The organism is Micromonospora sp. DT81.3, assembly GCF_049847225.1.
GTDB lineage: Bacteria > Actinomycetota > Actinomycetes > Actinomycetales > Microbacteriaceae > Microbacterium.
Genome location: NZ_JBNCNY010000007.1, coordinates 132638 through 150911, shown reverse-complemented (window position 1 = coordinate 150911; position 18274 = coordinate 132638). Strand labels below are relative to the sequence as shown.

General features: G+C 69.3%; 9 protein-coding genes. 2 read left to right on the top strand and 7 right to left on the bottom strand.

The window, feature by feature from the left end; translation table 11 throughout:
* Positions 1 to 201: 201 nt before the first annotated feature.
* The 6 genes from ACPW96_RS16415 to ACPW96_RS16390 all read right to left on the bottom strand — a co-directional run bounded on the left by ACPW96_RS16415 (position 202) and on the right by ACPW96_RS16390 (position 14718).
* The gene (locus ACPW96_RS16415; RefSeq protein ID WP_425884337.1) at positions 202 to 6339 is read right to left on the bottom strand and encodes a PKD domain-containing protein; all 6138 of its coding nucleotides are present in this window, start codon (positions 6337 to 6339) and stop codon (positions 202 to 204) included.
* Between the two features lie 146 nt (positions 6340 to 6485).
* On the bottom strand, positions 6486 to 11432 hold the full coding sequence (locus ACPW96_RS16410; RefSeq protein WP_425884335.1) for a PKD domain-containing protein: 4947 nt from the start codon (positions 11430 to 11432) through the stop codon (positions 6486 to 6488).
* A gap of 18 nt (positions 11433 to 11450) precedes the next feature.
* Positions 11451 to 12053, bottom strand: a complete 603-nt coding sequence (locus tag ACPW96_RS16405; protein ID WP_425821911.1) for a DUF4352 domain-containing protein — start codon at positions 12051 to 12053, stop codon at positions 11451 to 11453.
* 165 nt (positions 12054 to 12218) lie between these two features.
* Entirely contained in the window at positions 12219 to 13076 is an 858-nt protein-coding gene (locus ACPW96_RS16400; protein WP_425821913.1) for a hypothetical protein, read from the bottom strand.
* Positions 13073 to 13987 (bottom strand): glycosyltransferase, encoded by a 915-nt coding sequence (locus tag ACPW96_RS16395; RefSeq protein ID WP_425821915.1) that lies wholly within the window; start codon positions 13985 to 13987, stop codon positions 13073 to 13075. Before ACPW96_RS16395 ends, ACPW96_RS16400 begins: the two co-directional genes overlap by 4 nt.
* A complete protein-coding gene (locus tag ACPW96_RS16390) occupies positions 13984 to 14718 on the bottom strand; it encodes a CDP-alcohol phosphatidyltransferase family protein (RefSeq protein WP_425821917.1) in 735 nt (244 codons plus the stop codon). Before ACPW96_RS16390 ends, ACPW96_RS16395 begins: the two co-directional genes overlap by 4 nt.
* A 111-nt stretch (positions 14719 to 14829) precedes the next feature.
* Between ACPW96_RS16390 and ACPW96_RS16385 the strand changes: the two genes are divergently transcribed.
* A complete protein-coding gene (locus tag ACPW96_RS16385) occupies positions 14830 to 15849 on the top strand; it encodes a glycosyltransferase (RefSeq protein ID WP_425884333.1) in 1020 nt (339 codons plus the stop codon).
* A complete protein-coding gene (locus tag ACPW96_RS16380; RefSeq protein ID WP_425821921.1) occupies positions 15846 to 16775 on the top strand; it encodes a glycosyltransferase family 2 protein in 930 nt (309 codons plus the stop codon). Before ACPW96_RS16385 ends, ACPW96_RS16380 begins: the two co-directional genes overlap by 4 nt.
* 48 nt (positions 16776 to 16823) lie before the next feature.
* Here ACPW96_RS16380 and ACPW96_RS16375 read toward each other — a convergent pair whose 3' ends face one another.
* Positions 16824 to 18245, bottom strand: a complete 1422-nt coding sequence (locus ACPW96_RS16375; protein WP_425821923.1) for a hypothetical protein — start codon at positions 18243 to 18245, stop codon at positions 16824 to 16826.
* Positions 18246 to 18274 lie beyond the last annotated feature (29 nt).

Sequence of the window (18274 nt, the reverse complement as noted above, 5' to 3'; positions counted from 1 at the left end):
ACAGAGCGGCTCACCCCAGATGCTCCCCAGCAGAGCCCCCGCGTATCGAACCCCAAGCGGCGACTCAAGCCCGAGGGTAGCACCCCCGTTCCGGGGAGGCTAGGGATGCGTCCGAGAGGGTACTGCCGGCTCATGTGAGACACCCGCCCCCGGCGGACCGGGGGCGGGTGTCGTGGCGCTCTCTGCGAGCGAGAGGTCCGCTCAGCGCACCTCGAGGTTGTCGACGCTCACGGTCACCGGGCCGTTCGTCGATGAGCCGGACAGGTAGGCGACGACGCCGACCTGGCCCGCCGCCTGCAGTTCGGCTTGAGCATCCGTCGTCGACACGAACCAGTCCGCGGGCTCGGGAGTACCGTGCGCCCACGCCTTCGCGTTCAGCGTCGTGGACCCGCCTGCCGTCGCGGCCTGCAGCCGCAACTGCAGCTTCGCCCCTGCCGTGTAGGTGTACCCGGTCAGTGTGCGATTCACCAGGATGGTCTCGGTGGCGCCGACGACCTTCGCGATCGACACCTGGACCGCTCCGGCAGACGAGATCCGCAGCTTCATACGGTAGTCACCGCCGGTGCTCTTGTGCACGAGGAAGCTGAAGTGCTGGCCGCCCCCGTTCGCGACCTTGTCCGAGCTGAACAGAAGGCGCGCGTCGACGTTCTGCGCCGAGACCCCGGTCAGCAGGTTGGTGCGCGTCTGACCAGCCGCGAGCGACGCCTTGCCGACGCCATCCGCGACCGAGAACCCTGCCGCTGTCCCCCACGCGCCGCCGGTGACCGCGGATCCCCAGCCGGTGGCGAGCACGCGCTCGAAGTCGTCCTTGGCGACGAACGCCTGCGCGCTCATCGAGACCGGCTGCGACGTGGTGGCCGTCGCACCCATGCTGTCGGTTACCGTGAGTGTCACGGTGTAGTCTCCGGCAGCACCGTAGGTGTGCGACGCGGTCGTTCCAGACCCCGCTGGCGTGCCGTCCCCCCAGTTCCAGGCGTGGGTGAGCGTCGCGCCATCCGAAGCCTGTGAGGCGGCACCGTTGACCGCGAGCGCCAGACCGGTGGCCGAGGCACCGAAGGCAGCGACCGGGTTCGCGTGCGACACAGAGACCGTAGTGGTCTTCTGGGCCGACGTCGCGCCCGTGCTGTCGGTGACCGCGAGCTTCACGGTGTAGGTGCCGCCGGTGGCGTACTTGTGCGTCGGGGCGGCCTCGGTCGAGGTCGCTCCGTCACCGAAGTCCCACGCATATCCCGTGACGGTCGCGCCGCCGGAAGCCGTCGAGCCGGTGCCGTCGAAGGCAGCGGTGAGACCGGACGCGTTGGCCCCGATCACCGCGACCGGAGCCTGGTGAGGCTGGCCGGCACCGAGGGACGTGACCCGGATGTCGTCGACCGACACCGTCACGGGGACGTTGGTCACCGTGCCGGTCGCGTAGGCGACCACACCGATCTGGCCCGCGCCCTGCAGCGAGCTGACGGAGTCGGACCCGGTGACCGTCCAGGCGGCCGGCTCGGTCGTGCCGTCGGGCCAGACCTTGCCGCGCAGTGTGGTGGAAGTACCAGCACCCTGCGTCTCGAGCCGCACCTGCAGCTTGGCACCCGCCGTGTACGTATACCCGGTGAGCGTCTGCGAGGCGAAGGTCGTCTCGGTCGTGCCGACCAGCTTCGTCATGCTGACCTGCACAGCGCCGGTCGCCAGCGTCCGCACCTTCAGGCGGTACTCGCCGGCCGAGGACTTGTGCACCACGTAACTGAAGTGCAGTCCCCCACCGTTGGCCACCTTGTCGGCGGAGAAGACCAGGCTCGCCGCCAGGTCGTCGACCGCGGTCGAGGACAGCGCGGGCGCACGGGTCTGACCGGCGGCGAGGCTGATCCTGCCGACGCCACCCGCGACCGACATCGAGCTCAGCGACGTCCAGTTGCCGCCGACGGCCGCGCTGCCCCACCCGGACGCGACGGTCCGCGAGAAGTCATCGCTCGCCACGACAGTCTGCGAAGCGACGGTGACGTTCTTCGTCGTCACGGCGGACGCCCCGAGGCTGTCGGTGACCGTCAGTGTGATGACGTACGAGCCGCTCGCACCGTAGGTGTGGGTCGCTGTCGCACCGGATCCGGCCGGTGTCCCGTCTCCCCAGTTCCACGCGTACGACAGAGTCGCCTCGTCGGAGGCGGCCGATGTGGACGCATCCGCCGTCACCGTGAGCATGTTCGACTGCGCCGAGAACGATGCCGTCGGGTCGGCGTGCGTGACCGCGACGGTCGCCGTGGTCGTCTTGGTCGCACCGAGGCTGTCGGTGACCGTGAGGGTCACCGTGTAGTCGCCGGCGGCGCCATAGCGGTGGCTCGCCGTCTTGCCGGTGCCGGCGGGCGTGCCGTCGCCCCAGTTCCACGAGTACGACAGGGTGGCCCCGTCCGAGGCTGCCGAGCCGGAAGCGTCGACCGACACGGTGAGCCCTGCGGCGTCATGCGTGAACGACGCCGTCGGGTTCGCGTGCGCCACCGTCACGTCGGCGGTTGCCGCCGAGCTCACCGCGCCGAGCGAATCGGTCACCGTCAGCGTCACCGTGTAGGTGCCGGACGCGGCGTACTTGTGGGTCGGATCGGCCTGCGTCGAGGTCTCTCCGTCGCCGAAGCTCCACGCGTAGCCCGTGATCGTCGCGCCACCCGAGGTCGTCGAGTCATCCGAGTCGAACGAAACGGAGAGCCCGTTCTTGGCGGACCCGATCTTGGCGACCGGCGCCGCATGGGCGGCGGCGATCACGACGCTGGACGTCGCGACCCCTGTGCGCCCTGCGGAATCGGTGACCGTGAGCGTCGCCGTGTAGGTGCCGGGCTCGTCGTAGGTGTGTGAAGCCGTCGCCGTCGAGGCGGTGCCACCGTCGCCGAAGCTCCAGGCGTAATCCGTGATCGTGCGACCCGGAGTCGGCGTGGACGCCGTGCCGTCGAACGTGCGGGACGAGCCCGTTCCGCTCACCGACATCTTCGCCTGCGTCGTCGCGAATCCCTTGGCGATGAGGTAGTGGTCTTCCGCTTCGGTCACCGACAGCGTGCGGCTGTAGGCCGCGAAGTCGTCGAGCTGGCCGGCGAAGTAGTTCGACGAGGGCTGCGAGGGCCACCCGCCGATGTTGTCCCCGCCGATGCGCCAATACCCGTCGTACTCCTGAGCGCCCCTGATGCCGTTGTCGGATGCCACGACCTCGCCGTCGACGATCAGCTGCTCGCCGCCGGCGCCGACCTGGGCGATGACGTGGTGCCACTGTCCGTCGTTGTACGACTCGCTGCTCTGCACCACCGCCGCCCAGCCCAGCCACACACCGAAGACGAGGCGTCCGTCGTTCGCCATGTACAGGTGCCGGTCGTAGTTGTTCGAATTGCCCTCGGACGATGAGCCGTAGCCGAAGATCTTGCCGCCCGAGCTCGTCGTCGTCTTGAACCACACCTCGGCGGCGAAGGGATCGCTCGCCGGGATCGTGCGGGAGGTGCGACCGAACGCCGCGTCGCCGTCGAAGGTCGCCGAGCCGTTGGTGGCGCCCGTGTAGACGTCATCCGCCGACGAGCCGACACCTGCCGTGAGCACCGCATCGCGGTCGCTCACCCAGTCGATGTCGCCCATCGTGCCCCCGAGACCCCAGTAGACCTGCGCACCGTCATCGAGCACACGCTGCGTGTACGTCGCGGGGGGAGTGGACGGCGCACCGACCGTGTGCGGCTTCGCGACGGTCTGGCTCGTCGAGCCGACCGAGTCGGTCACCGAGAGGGTCACGGTGTAGTCCCCCGCCGTGGAGTACCTGTGAGTCGGCGTGGCCTCGCTGGAGGTCGCACCGTCACCGAAGTTCCATGCGAAGCTCGCCAACTCGGCATCGCCGAAGGTGGTCGACCCCTTGCCGGAGAAGGTGACGGTCTGGCCGGCGGACTGCTGGTCGATCACCGCGACGGGCGGCTGATGCGGACCCTTGCCGATCTCATAGTGGTTCGCGACCTGTCCCGCACTGAGCGCCGCGCCGTACACGGCGAACTCGTCGATCGCGCCGCGGAAGTACGACGTCGAGGGCTGATTCGGCCATGAGCCGAGGTTGTCGCCGCCCACGCGCCAGTAGCCGCTGTACGCCTGGGCACCGGTGACGCCCGCGTCGGACGCGACCAGCTGCCCATCCACGTAGAGCTGCATGCCGGTCGTAGGGCTCTGCTGCGCGACGACGTGGTGCCATTTGCTGTCGTTGTACGCCTTCGGGCTCTGCACGGTGGCAGTCCAGCCGGGGTACACGCCGAACATCAGCTGCCCGTTGTTCCTCATGTAGACGTGGCGGTCGTAGCTGCCCGAGTCGCCGGTGTTCGCGTTGCCGTAGCCGACGAGCTTGCCGCCCGTCGTGGTGTCGGTCTTGAACCACAGCTCGGTCGCGAACGAAGAACCGACGGGCGCCGCGCTCGTCGTGCTGGCGAAGCCGTTGTTCCCGGGCGTCGTAGCGGACCCGTTCTCCTCACCGGCCAGAGCGTCGTCGGCGGTCGTCGCGACGCCGTTGTTGAACACGGCGTCGTTGGTCCCGGCCCAGTCCGCGCCGCCGTCCGTGCCGCCGAGGCGCCACAAGAGCGATGCGCCGTCATCGAGGACGGCGTTGGCGTACGGGGATGCGTCGGCCGAGCTGACCGTGACGGCCACGGAGGCGCTGTTCGCGGTGTTGCCGTCGCCGTCACGGGCGACGACCCGGTAGGTCCTGGTCGCTCCGGCGGGCAGACCCGTCGCGGTGAGGATGACGCTGGGCGTGTCCCAGTACGTCGACTTCTTCGTCGTCGTCGCGACGGGCGCTGTCTTGCCCTGCTCGTACAGCTCGTACGTGAGGTTCAGGTCATCGCGATCCCAGTTGGCGGGGATCGCCACGCGGGCCGTGCCGGCGCTCACCGAGCGCGCGGTCGGCGTCCAGTTCACCCCGGAAAGACGCGGGCCCTGCTTTGCGCCCGTCGAGGGGGTCTTGGCGAAGCGAGCGAGGCCCTGGCTGCGCTGCCCGTTCACGTAGGGGAACTCCCCGCCGACGAGCAGGTACTGGCTGTTGCCGGTGGCCGTCCAGCCGGCCTGGCCCTGGCCGGACGCCGTGCCCGTCACCCAGTCCGGGAACCAGTTCACCGCGGCGGGCGCGGGATAGCCGCCCCAGTCCGCGTAGATGTCGTTCACAGACGGGCTGGTCGTGAGCGTCCCCTTCGCCGCGGCGGTGTAGGCCGTTGCGTGACGCACGTTGCCCGGAGCCGGGTACGCCTGCGGCATGCCGCCGGCGGTCTGGCAGTCGTGCTCGTGGTTGGTCGTGTAGACGGTGTTGCCGTCGGAGAAGATGCCGTAGTGGTCGCCGTGGCAGTCCGCGATCCAGCGGATCGCTCCTGAGCCTGCCTCGGCGGCGAACATGCCCTCCAGGTTTCCGACGTACTTGTTCGCGAACACCCAACCCGTGCCGTAGACGGCGTTCGCGTCGGCGGTGAGGGCCCAGATGCCGGCCTTGCCAGCGCTCCCGTCTGTCGCGGCAACGCCGTTCTTCACGGTCGCGGGCGCCGACCACGGCAGGATGCTGCCGTCGGACAGATCGAGGGCGACGAGACCACGCTGGGGAGCGTTGTTGACGGTGCCGAAGCGGCCGCCGACGATGAGCTTCCCGCCGCCCGGCTCCAGCACCATGGTGTCGACCTGCAGGTCTGTGGTCGGTGCCCAGCCGAGGGTGGCGCCGTTCGAGGCCGAGACCGCGGCGAGGTTCTTGCGGGCGACGCCGCCCGCGGCCCCGATGAGACCACCGAAGTAGACGGTCGAGTTCGTCGCGACGATCGCGTTCACGTACGAGCCGCCGATGGCGGGCCTGAACGTGGTCGAGAGCGCACCTGTGGCGACGTCGAACGCCGCGACGTTGAAGCGGGTCTGTCCGTTCACCTTCTGGAACGTTCCCCCGACGTAGAGGATTTTGCCGTCTGGCGAGACGGCGAGCGACTTGACCGTGCCCTCGATCACCGGGGCGAAGGAGGTCGCCACACCGGTGTTGATGTTATAGGCCAGGATATTGCTGCGCGGCATCAGGCTCTGCCCGGGGTTCGCGCCCGCCGGCCGGGCATTGGAGAAGCTGCCGCCGGCGAAGACGGTGTCGCCGGCGATCGCCTGCGCCCACACGATCCCCGAGTCGATTTGCACCGTCGGCAGGGCGTCGGCGGTGACCGTCGTCGCCGGATCCCGCTGCTCGATCGGCGCGATGCCCGGAATCGGCTCCGCAGCGGATGCCGGCGCGGCAACCCCCACGACGATTCCCGTCGCAACCACCGCGGACACGGTGATCCCGACGATGGCCGTGCGCAGCCGCGGCCGCCAGGCCGATGTGAAGGTCCTGACACTCATGTATTGCTCCCCAATTTCGGGCCGTCATCGGCGACGGCCGTCCTTCCCCAGAATTCGTGCAGTTGTATCCGGCTTCACGGTCACCGGGCTCTCGCTCGGCGGCAGAGTGGCAGCGCCCGACCCCTCGGGCGCTGCCACTCAGGCGGCTACCTCACATCGACGTTGTCGATGCTGACAGTCACCGGCGCGTTGGTCGCCGATCCGGACAGATACGTCTGCACGCCCACCTGGCCCGCACTTTGCAGCTCAGGCGTCGCGTCGGTCGTCGACACGAACCAGTCGGTCGGCTCCACCGCGCCGTCGGCCCACACCTTGCCGGTCAGGGCCGTCGATCCCCCCGCGGTGACCGCCTGCAGCCGCAGTTGCAGCTTGCCGCCCGGGGTATGGGTATAGCCGGTCAAGGTCCGGCTCACGATGAGCGTCTCGGTGGTGCCGACGACCTTCGCCAGCGAAACGATGACGACTCCCGCCGCCGAGATCCGCAGCTTCAGGCGGTAGTCGCCGGCGGCACTCTTGTGTACGAGGTAGTTCATGTGGAGACCGCCGCCGTTGGCTAGGACATCCGAGCTGAACTGGAGGCGCGCGTCGACGTTCTGCGCCGATACGGAGGTGAGCAGGTTCGTACGTGTCTGAGCCGGGCTGAGCGTGGCCTTCCCGACTCCGTCCGAGACCGAGAACCCGGTGGACGTGCCCCACGCGCCGCCGGTGATGGCGCTGCCCCAGCCAGTGGGGACCGAGCGCTCGAAGTCGTCTCTTGCCACGAAGACGACCGGAGGCGCGGTCACCGTCACCGGCTGAGACGTCGCCGCGGAGCCGCCCATGTTGTCTGTGAGCGTCAGCGTGACGGTGTATGTGCCGGGAGCCGCGTAGTTGTGCGACGCCGTTGCGCCGGCGCCGGCCGGTGTGCCGTCCCCCCAGTTCCACGCATAGGAAAGGGTCGCGCCGTCGGAGGAGGTCGAACCGGCCGCGTCCACCGACAGGCCGAGGTCTGTCACGGCCGCCGTGAACGCCGCGACGGGATCGGGGTGTACGTGCGCGGTGACGGTCGCGTTCTGCGTCGTGGTCGCCGACCCGCCCAGGCTGTCGGTCAGCGTCAGCGTCACCGGATAAGTGCCCGCCGCCGCATACGTGTGCGACGCCGTTGCACCGGAGCCCGCCGGGGTGCCGTCGCCCCAGTTCCAGGCGTAGGCGAGTGTCGCGCCGTTCGAAGCCGTCGAACCGGAGCCGTCCACCGATAGGACGAGATCGGACGCGGAGGTGGTGAAGGACGCTGCCGGGTCGGCGTGGACGGGCGGTGCAGACGCGGCGGTGTCCAGCACCTTGAGGTCGTCCACGGATACGCTCACCGGAGTGTTGGTGGCCGAGCCGGACAGGAAGGTGATCACGCCCACCTGACCCGCCCCCTGCAGCTCGGACTGGCCATCCGTGGCGGACAGCAGCCAGCCGGTCTGCTCCGCGGTGCCGTCGGCCCACACATTGGCCTTCAGGACCGTCGAGCCGCCGGCGGTCGAGGTCAGCAGGTGCACCCGGAGCTTCGCGTCGGCCGCGTAGGTGTAGCCGGTGATCGTCTTCGTGGCCAGCGTGGACTCCGTCGTGCCGACCAGCTTGGTCAGACTCGCCGAAACCGCTCCCGTCGCCAGCGTGCGCACCTTCAGGCGGTACTCCCCGGCGGTGCTCTTGTGCACAGCGAGGTTCACGTGCAGACCGCCGCCGTTCGCGAGCTTGTCCGCCGAAAGGACGGCCGTCGCGTCGACATCCTGCGCCGAGACGGCGGTGAGCGTCGTCGTGCGTGTCTGGCCCGCATTCAACGACACCCTGCCGACACCATCGGAGACCGAGAACGCCGCCGTGCCCGACCAGGCGCCACCGGTCACTGCCGAGCCCCAGCCGGTCGCGAGAGTGCGCTGGAAGTCGTCACGAGCCGCGAAGACCTGTGCGGCCACCGACACGTTCGCGTTCTTGGTCGCCGATGCGCCGAGGCTGTCGGTGACCGTGAGGGTCACGGGGTAGACCCCCGACGTCGCGTAGGTGTGCGACGCGGTCACGCCGGAACCCGCCGGCGATCCGTCTCCCCAGTTCCACGAGTACGACATGGTCGCGCTGTCGGACGCGCTGGAGGTGGAGGCATCGACGGATGCGTCGAGACCCACCGTGGAGGAGGTGAACGCAGCCACCGGATTCGCGTGGCTGACGGTGACTTCGGACGTCGCCACCGTGCTGGAGAAGCCGAGGTTGTCGGTCACCGTCAGCGTCGTCGTGTACGTGCCCGCAGCGGCATACGTGTGGGACGGAGCGGCCTCCGCGGAAGTCCCGCCGTCGCCGAAGTCCCACGAGTGGCCGGTGATGGACGCCGCACCCGAAGCCGTGGATGCCGAGGCGTCGAACGCGGCGGTCAGGCCGGCCACGGTCGGGGTGAAGGCCGCAATGGGCGCCTGATGCGGTGGCGTGGCGGTGACGGTCTGGGTAGACGAGGCCGTGAAGTTCGCGCTGTCCTTGACCGTCAGTGTCACCGAGTAGGTGCCCGGTTCGGCGTAGACGTGGCCCGCCGTCGCCCCTGTCGCTGTGGCCCCGTCGCCGAAGGCCCACTGGTAGGAGACGATGGTGCGTCCGGCAGGAGCCGTCGTCGCGCTGCCGTCGAACGACTTGGCGAGTTCCGGTCCGGTCACCGCGAACGACGGGGCCGGCAGGGCGAGGCCCGCGCCGAGCGCGTAGTGCTTGGAAACCTGCGCCGCCGTGAGGGTCGCCGGGTACACGGCGAATTCGTCGATCCGACCGTTGAAATAGCTCGAGCTCGGCGCGCCGGGCCATCCGCTGACCGTGTCGCCGCCGACCCGCCAGTATCCCGTGATGGGCCGTGCGGACGCGGTCGCGGTGGCATCGGATGCGACGAGGGCGCCGTCGACGTAGAGCTGCATGCCGGCCGTCGGGCTCAGCTGCGCCACCGCGTGGTGCCACAGGTTGTCACGATAGGTGCCCGGTGACTCGATCGTCTTGTTCATGCCCTGCCAGATTCCGAACACCAGTGCGCCGTTGTTGCGCATGTAGAGGTGACGGTCCGGGTTGGACGAGCTTCCTGAGGTCGCGCTGCCATAGCCCACCAGCTTGCCGCCGGACAGGGTGGACGTCTTGAACCACAATTCCGTCGCGAAGGACAATCCGACAGCCGCCGGCTGTGTCGTGCGCGCAAGCCCGCTGGAGGTGCCGCCGAAAGTCGCCGAGCCGTTGGCCTCGTTCACGAGCGCGTCATCGGACGTGGTGCCGACTCCGGTGCCCGTGACGGCGTTGTTCGCGCCGGCGACGTCGGCGCCGCCGACCGCGTTGCTGGTGCCGAAGCGCCAGTACAGGCTCGCGCTGTCATCGAGCACGCTGGTTGCGTAGGTGGAACCCACCGCGCCGCTGATCGTGACGGTGACGTCGGCGCTCTTCGCCGAGTTGCCGTCCCCGTCCTTGGCCATCACATAGAAGGTCTGCGACGAACCGGGCTCGAAGCCGGAGGCGGAAAGAACCTGCGTCGGTCGGTTCCAGAACGTGGAGGACGCGGTACGGGTCGCAAGCGGCTGGGTGCCGCCCTGCGCCCACAGCTGATACGTGATGTCGAGGTCGTCGCGGTCCCAGTTGGCGGGGATCTGCACGCGGGCCGAGCCGGACTCCACCGACTTCGCCGTCGGTGTCCAGTCAGCGGCCGCGAGGCGTGGACCCTGCTTCGCTCCGCCGACCGGGTTCACGGCGAATCGCGCGATGCCCTGACTGCGGATGTTGTTGACCAGCGGGAACTCCCCCCCGATGAGGAGGTACTGTCCGTTGCCGGTCGCGGTCCATCCCGCCTGACCCTGGCCGGTCGCGGTACCGACCAACCAGTCCGCGTACCAGTTCACGGCCGCGGGAGCCGGGTAGCCGCTCCAGTCGGCGTAGGTGGCGTTCACCGACGGGGAGCGCGACAGCGTCCCCTTGACCGCCGCGGTGTACACCGTCGCATTCTTCATGTTGCCGGGGTTGCCCGAGCCCTGCGGAAGACCTCCGGCGGTCTGACAGTCGTGCTCGTGGCCGGTGCTGTAGACGTTGGTGCCGTCGGAGTAGACCCCGTAGTGGTCGCCGTGGCAGTCGGCGATCCAGCGGACCGCGCCGGTGTCGCCCTCCGCGGCGAAGATGCCCTCGAGGTTTCCGGTCGCTGCGTTGGCGAACACCCAGCCGGTGCCGTAGACGGCGCCTGTGCTGTCGGTGTTCAGCTGCGAGATTCCCGCCTTGCCGGCGGTGGTGCCTGTCGCCAGGCCGTTCTTCACCGTCGCGGTGACGGCCCAGGGCAGCAGCGACCCGTTGGTGAGATCCAGAGCCGCGAGACCGCGCGACGTGATGTCGTTGACCTTCTCGAATCGGCCACCGGCGATGATCTTGTCGCCGGCCGGTGCGAGCACCATGGTGTCCACCTGCAGGTCCGTTGTCGGTGCCCAGGTCAGGACAGCCCCGTCGGACGCGGCCGCCGCCGCGAAGTTCTTACGGGTGACGCCACCGGCCGCAGAGATGAGGCCGCCGAAGTAGACGGTGGAGTCCGTCGCGACGATTCCGTTGACGTACGAACCGCCGATCGCCGGTTTGAAGGTGGTGAGAAGCGCGCCGGTGACAGTGCTGAACGCGGCGACGTTGAAGCGCGACTGACCGTCGACCTGCGTGAACGATCCACCGACGTAGAGCGTGCCACCGTCGGGCGAGACCGCCATGGCCTTGACCGTGCCGTTGATCACGGGGGCGAAGGAAGTCGCGACCCCCGTGTTGATGTTGTACGCGAGGATGTTGCTGCGAGGCATCAGGCTGGTGCCCTGTCCTGCGCCGGCGGGACGCGCATTGGAGAAGCTCCCGCCCGCGTATACCGTGTCGCCCGCGATGACCTGCGCCCACACGACGCCCGAGTCGATCTGCACCGTCGGCAGCGGGTCGTTCGTGACCGTCGCCGCATTGCGCTGCTCGATCGGTGCGGGACCCGTCGTCGAGACGGCGGACGCCGGCGCGCCGACTCCCACCACCAGTCCCGCGGCCGCCAGCGCGGCGACCGTCATCCCGACGACAACCTTGCGCAGATTCAACGCCCCAGCGTTCACTCTGTCTCCTTCGACCGACTACTCGACAGAGCCGACGAAGAGGGCGATCGGTGCACCCGCGACGTACTCGACGCTTACCTGAAGTGCATCCCGCTCTTGGGCGGGAAGCCTGAACACATACACGCCGGATGCGGCGGCACCCGGCTCGACCGAGCCCATGAACGGGCTGAAGGGCTCCGAGGTGGTGGCTTGACCGTAGGAGCCGCCCGACCCGGTCACGGACACCATGGCCGTGCTCAGGTCGATGGTCTCGTCGGAGGCGTTGTCGACGTTGATGGTCAACGCCACCGCCGGGCCCGCGATCTCGCCCGGCGTGTTCGCCTCGACCTCGAGGGGCTCGACCTCGCTCACCGTGATGGAGACGCCGTCGTCGAGGTCGGCGCTCTCACCGAGCTCCGCGTCCTGCGTCGGACCGGGATCGACCGGTGCGACGGTCTCCTCGACGGAGCCGCCGTTCGGCGCGGGGACGGTGGCGGTCGGCACCGGATCGTCGTTCTGCGTTCCGGGCTGCGCCTGCGGCTCTGCCGAGCACGCCGTGAACGCCGTTGCGCACAGGGCGGCTCCCGCCGCCACCGCGCTGAATCGAATAGCCAGACGCCTCAGCGTCGATCGCTTCCCCACTGCTCATCCCCCAGATGATGTTCAGTCGCCGCGCATCCATGCGCGATCGGCTGTTCCCCGATGTGATGCAGACGCCAGTTCCCGCTGGCGTCCGCCATTCCCCGGGACCGACTATAGCAGGGGGTTGAGACGCGAAACTCAGGATCTCCCGAGGACGGGGCCCGCTCAGTCGGGAGTCCGACTCCATGGCCGCAGGGGATCCGCGGCGATGGGGAGGGTCTCGCGGCCCTCGAGTCGCGTCTCCGGCCCGGTCATCGACGTCTCGAGGAGAAGGCCGGGACCTGCGAGCTTCTGGGCGACGTGCGGGAAGCTCGAATAGTGGGGGGCGATGAGGTGCCCCGCCCCCGCCAGGAGGTAGAGGTCGACCACCGACGACACCAGCGCTGCCTTGGTGTTGTACCCGCCTTTGTCATCGAGCGCCACCGTCCCCGGGATCGCGGCGATCACCTCGGCCTGCGCAGGCTCGGCGTCGGCCGACAGGAAGAAGCGGACACCCGGTCGTTCGGCCCGCAGCTCGCGCATCCGGTCGATGTACCAGTGCAGCGGTGAGTGCTCGAGCGTCTGCACGTTCGACACGGGGTGAGCCCGCACCATCACCCCGATGTACGGCTCCCCCGCCAGGTGCCGGTCGCGGAACGCGCGCACGCGGTCCGCGATGACGTCCACCGGCTCGAGGGACTGCAGCTCCTCGCCCCACGGCGTTGCGCCGTCGGGCAGGTGAAGGGCGTGCGCGGTGCGGATCTGCCACGTGCGATCGGATCCCGCGTCGTCGAGCCAGTCGAGGTCGGCCTTTCGATAAGGGTGCCGCAGCGAGAGCATCCGCGACCATGTCGGCGAGATGCGGCGCTCGCCGAACTTCCACAGCTCGTCGAACCGTGCGCCGAACCTTCGGCCGGTCGGCCACGTGTAGGCGAAGTCGCGGCCCGCCCACCGGGCGAGCGAGCGGGCCCCGAGGGTCACCCGCAGCCGGTTGCCGAGGCCGTGGTACTTGCCGGTGAACGCGATCACGCGGCCGTTGCTCACGAGATCACCCCGCTCGCCGACCGAGCGCGCCGTCGCATGTACGCGAGTCCGGATGCCGTGCCCCGCCACGCCGGCACGATCGTGCGCCGGGGGTGCAGCAGCTGGCGGCGTCCACCTCGCAGGAGGATCGCCCAGGCCGCGGGGATGGAGCCGCGCCGCCACCGTCGCTGTGCGTCGGGCTCCAGGTGCTGGGCGGCGAAGACCAGCCGATTGCGCACGTTGTAGAAGTAGTACACCGAGGACTTCCCGCCTTCCGCGACCGATTGGGTGCCGCCCGCGCTGTGCACCGCTTTCACGTCGGTCGCGACCTCCAGCCGGGCCCCGGCGGCAACCGCACGCACCGAGAGGTCGATGTCCTCCCAGTAGAGGAAGTAGTCCTCGTCGAATCCGCCGATCCGCTCCCACATCTCCCGGCTGACCGCCAGGCACGCACCGCTGAGCCAGAGCGCCGAGCGGTCGAACCGGCGCCCCTTGCGCACGCGCCGGACCGCCCCGGTGTCGAGATCCAATTCCATCGCGGAGGCGAAATGGGTGCCGTCGGGACGCACGACCAGGGGCGAGATGACGGCCGACGGGTCGGCGGCGACCCGATCCGCCAGCGTCGCGACGCCGTCTCCGACGACGTACGCGTCGGGATTGAGCAGGATGTAGGAGGTTGCACCGAGCTCGGCCGCGCGCGCAGCCGCGGCGTTCATCCCGGACCCGAAGCCGAGATTGCGGTCGGGGCCGACGAGGTGCCAGCCCTCCCGATCCGCCAGCTCGACCATCGCCGCGCGCTCTTGGTCGGTCGTGTAGTTGTCGACGACCGCGATCAGCGCGCCGCCCGGAAGGACGGTGCGCGCGAGGTTCTCGGCGACCAGCTGGTGCGAGCCGTAGCTCACGACGAGGACCGCCGGCACACCGGCCGTCATCTCACTGCGGTCTCGCGGTCGATGCGGACCATCTCGCGGAACCACTTGACGGCTGCCAGCAGAAGGAAGAGCGTAGCCGCGGTCAGGAGCAGCGTGTAAAGCACCAGGAACGCGGGCGGCCATCCCCAGGCGAGGAAGGCGAGCATGACGACCCCATAGTCGGTGGGCAGCAGCAGGAGCGAGCGGAGCGTGCTCGCGCCCCCCTCGGTGTGAGCCGATGCGAGCCCCCGCTTCCCCTTGAGCAGGTCGTTCAGGATCATCGCGAAGAAGGTGGTGCTGGCCACGACCGTGAAGGCGATCGGCACGAGCAGCCACGCCGATCCGACGCCGACGACGCGACTGAGCCCGATGAGCACCGCCAGGTGCAGCGAGGAGATCTTCATCGCGTCGACGAAGTGATCGAGCCACTCTCCCGCGAGGGACCCACCGCCCCGAAGGCGGGCGACCTGTCCGTCCGCGGAATCGCACGCATAGCCGAGTGCGAGGAGTAACCACACGATGATCCCGAGCGCGGGCGTCGGGGGAAGGACGGCGAGCAGGCCGATGCCCGCGAATGTGAATGCCGCGCTGATCACCGTCACTTGATTGGGTGTCAGCCCCACACGGTAGGCGATCGCGGCGAGCAGTCTGCCGACGGGCCGGTTCACGAAGACCGAATATGCCGGCGCGCCGCGCGCGCGACCCTTCTGCGCCGCGCGCAGCCGCCCGTACGTCTCCGAGATGGTTTCCACCCGGACCCTCCCAAGATGACCGGTGCTTTCGTGCAAGTATGCCGGTCCACCGACGCTCCGGCGCACCATTACAGTTTGTTTGGGGGGTGCGGGATGCGTCGGATCAGGGTGATGCAGTCTTTCGGCGCCCCCCGTGCCACGACCAACCCCTACATCGTGATGCTGAAGAACGCGCTGCAGCGCACCCCCGAGCTGGAGCACGTGCCCTTCTCATGGCGCACCGCGCTCCTCGGGTCATACGACGTGTTCCATGTGCACTGGGGAGACACGCTCCTGGCGGGTCGCCGATGGTACACGCGCGGAGGCAAGCGCGTCGCGCTGCTCGCGCTCGTCGTGCGGCTCAAACTCGCGCGCACCGCCGTCGTACAGACCGTGCACAACGTGTCGCCGCGGGAAGACCGAGGCGCTGACGCACTTCTCCTCCGGGCGCTCGACCGCCGCACCACGCTGCGGGTGCGGCTGTCGGAGACGACGCCCGAGGTCTCCGGCATCCCGTCCGCGCTCGTGCCGCTCGGGCATTACCGGGATTGGTTCGCGCTCATACCCAAGGCCGATGTCGAGCCGCACCACCTCGCGTATGTCGGCCTCATCAAGCCGTACAAGGGAGTGGAGGAGCTGATCGCTGCGTTCGAGGAGTGCGCGGCGACCGCTCCGGAACTGCGACTCACGGTCGCCGGCAAGCCGAGTGATCCCGCCGTCGCGCGCCTGGCCCGCAGCGCCGCCCAGCGGGTGCCGGCCCTGCGCGTGGAACTGCGTTACATCTCCGAGGAGGAGCTGGTCGAAACGGTGACCTCGTCGTCTCTCGTCGTGCTGCCCTACCGGCACATGCACAACTCCAGTGCGGCGCTGGCGGCGCTGTCGCTGGACCGGCCGGTCCTCGTGCCCGACAATGACACGACGCGGTCGCTCGCGAAAGAGGTCGGTGAGGGCTGGGTGCACTTCTTCGACGGCGAAATCACCGCGGAGGTGCTGCTCGAGGCCGCCGCGCGAACCGCGGAACCTCGCCAGGGGCGCCCGGATCTGTCGCGACGCGATTGGGATGACGCGGGTGCCGCTCATGCCGCCGCCTACCGGGCTGCCCTCGCCGCCCGCGGCCGCGGCCGCACCGCCGATCGGCGACCGGCATCGTGATCGTCGTCGCCGTCCCGACCTTCAAACGCCCTGCGGCCCTCGAGGGCGCGCTGGCTATCGTGTCGCAGCAGGTCGACCAGTTGAACGCCGCGGGCGATGACCGGTACAGGGTGCTGGTGGTGGACAACGATGCGGCGGGGTCCGGGCGGGAGGCGGCGGCCCGCTTCGGGGTGTCGTACGTGATCGAGCGCACGCCCGGGATAGCCGCGGTCCGCAACCGTGCGCTGGACGATTCCACTGACGCGGACGCGGTCGTGTTTCTGGATGACGATGAGCTGCCGGAGCCCGACTGGCTGCGCAACCTCGTCGAAATGCACAGAGCGACGAACGCGCACGCGGTCGCCGGGCGCGTGATCACCCGCTTCCCGGACGACGTCGAACCCTGGGTGGCGGCAAGCGGCGCGTTCATCCGGCCGGTGCGCGAACACGGTCAGTCGATGCGCGAGGCCGCCACGAACAACCTGCTCCTCGATCTCACCCGCATCCGCCCGCTCGCGCTCCGGTTCGACGAGCGCTTCGGCCTCACGGGAGGGAGCGACAGCATGTTCACCCGCGCCCTGACCGCGCGGGGCGGGACGATCCGGTGGGCGGAGGATGCGGTCGTCCTCGAGCAGGAGGAAGCGGCGCGTTTCACCCGCGCGTGGGTACTCATGCGCGCGTTCCGGTTCGGAAACACCGCCGCCCGCGTCGATCTCGCGCTCGCGGGGTCGGTTGGCGCCCGCGCCGGAGAACGAGTCAAGACGAGCGTCCGAGGAGCGGCCCGGGTAGTGGGCGGATCGGGCCGTTGCGTGTGGGGCGTCCTCACGCGATCGCTGCAGCACCGCGCGCGGGGCCTCCGCACCGCCTATCGCGGGGCGGGGATGATCGCCGCATCCATCGGTTACGCGCACGACGAGTACGGCCGCCGGCGACGCCGGCCGGAATGAGAACGGCCCCCTCCTCATGCGAGGAAGGGGCCGTTCTTCGAGAAAAGGCTACGGGAGCACCGTGTAGGCGTTCATCGGCTGGCCGGTCGCCTCCCAGACGTTGCCCGACAGCGACGGGGCGTTGGAGGTCGGCGCGATCACCGCGCAGTGCCCGTACTCTCGCTCGGGCCCGAACACGTTGCTGAGGATGGATGTCTGCACGAAAGCGGGTGTGCGCGCGATGTTCACCGTGCACGCTCCGCCCTGCAGGTAGTTGTCAGCGATCCTGATCGTGCCCAATCGGGTCCGCGAGGTGTCCTGGGTGATCTGGACGGCCGCGTTGTGCGCGCCCTCGATGCGGTTGCCCTCGATCACGATGTTGGTGCCGGCCTGGATCTGGATCGAGTCGGTGTGGGAAGGACCACCATTCCAGAGCGGGTCGTTGACATAGTGGGAGTTGTCGTGCAGCCAGGAATCGCGCACCGTGACGTTGCTGCCCAGCACTCGGACAGGGTCGACGACGCGGTGGATGTCGACGCGCGCCGCGGTGAAGTTGCTGCCCATGATGCCGTTCCAATAGGGCGACGTGACGGTCGGGACGAGTTCGGAGTCCACGATCGTGAAGGGCTGACCCGACGCGACGTTGTTCACGAGGCCTGCTCGGCCCGGAACAGCACCGCCGACGACACGGGTGTTGCGGATCACGACGCCCGGAGCCTCGATCACGATGACACCGCGGACCTCGAGGCCCTCGATCACCGCGTTCGCCTGCTTCACCACGATGTCGCCCTGGTGAACAGTGAGGGTGACGCCGGTGGGCACGCCTGTGTTCGAAGGGCCGGCCAGGGAATCCGACGGTGGAGCGGGCGCAGGCGCTGGAGCCGGCGCCGGTGCAGGCGCGGGGGCGGCGGTCGAAGACAGCGTCTGAGCCGTGTAGCTGACCACCGCTGACATCGCCGGAGTCGAGGTCGAGACGTAGAACGTCGAGTCGGCGGTGCCGGCAGCGGTGAGGGGCGCGCTCGAATCGGTCGCCTTCACTTCTGCGACCTGTCCCGCCACCCGCGCGTAGCCGGTGAGGGTTGTCGTCGTGGTGCCTTCGGCGACCAGACGGAGGTCGATCGCCGCACCGGCAGTGGCCTTGGAGGGAAGGAACTGGTCATCGCTGATCGTCTGGAGCGTCTCCACACCGCCGTTGCGCGTCGACTTCTTGAGAGCCACTTTCACGGTGCCATCAGGACTGATACGCGACTGGAGAAGGTATGCGCCGGCGCTGTTCGATCGCAGACGAACGCTCGTGTAGAGCCCGCTGCCCGACGCCGGCAGCTGTGGCACGTTGAACGTGAGAGTCGCGGAGCCGACAATGCCGCTTCCGCCGATCGCCACCGAGTCGGTGGAGCCGGGCTCGAGCGAGAGCACCTGGAGCTCGGCCGCAGTGGCGGTTGAGGGGACGCCGACTGCGCCGGCCACCGCGAGCGAGAGAGCCGCGATCATCGCGGCGAACCGCTTTGTGCCGAGGGGTT

Bases quoted from the DNA above. Each gene is read 5' to 3' on its own strand.
- ACPW96_RS16375 (WP_425821923.1), bottom strand. From the start codon at position 18,245: ATGATCGCGGCTCTCTCGCTCGCGGTGGCCGGCGCAGTCGGCGTCCCC.
- ACPW96_RS16395 (WP_425821915.1), bottom strand. From the start codon at position 13,987: ATGACGGCCGGTGTGCCGGCGGTCCTCGTCGTGAGCTACGGCTCGCAC.
- ACPW96_RS16385 (WP_425884333.1), top strand. From the start codon at position 14,830: ATGCAGTCTTTCGGCGCCCCCCGTGCCACGACCAACCCCTACATCGTG.
- ACPW96_RS16415 (WP_425884337.1), bottom strand. From the start codon at position 6,339: ATGAGTGTCAGGACCTTCACATCGGCCTGGCGGCCGCGGCTGCGCACG.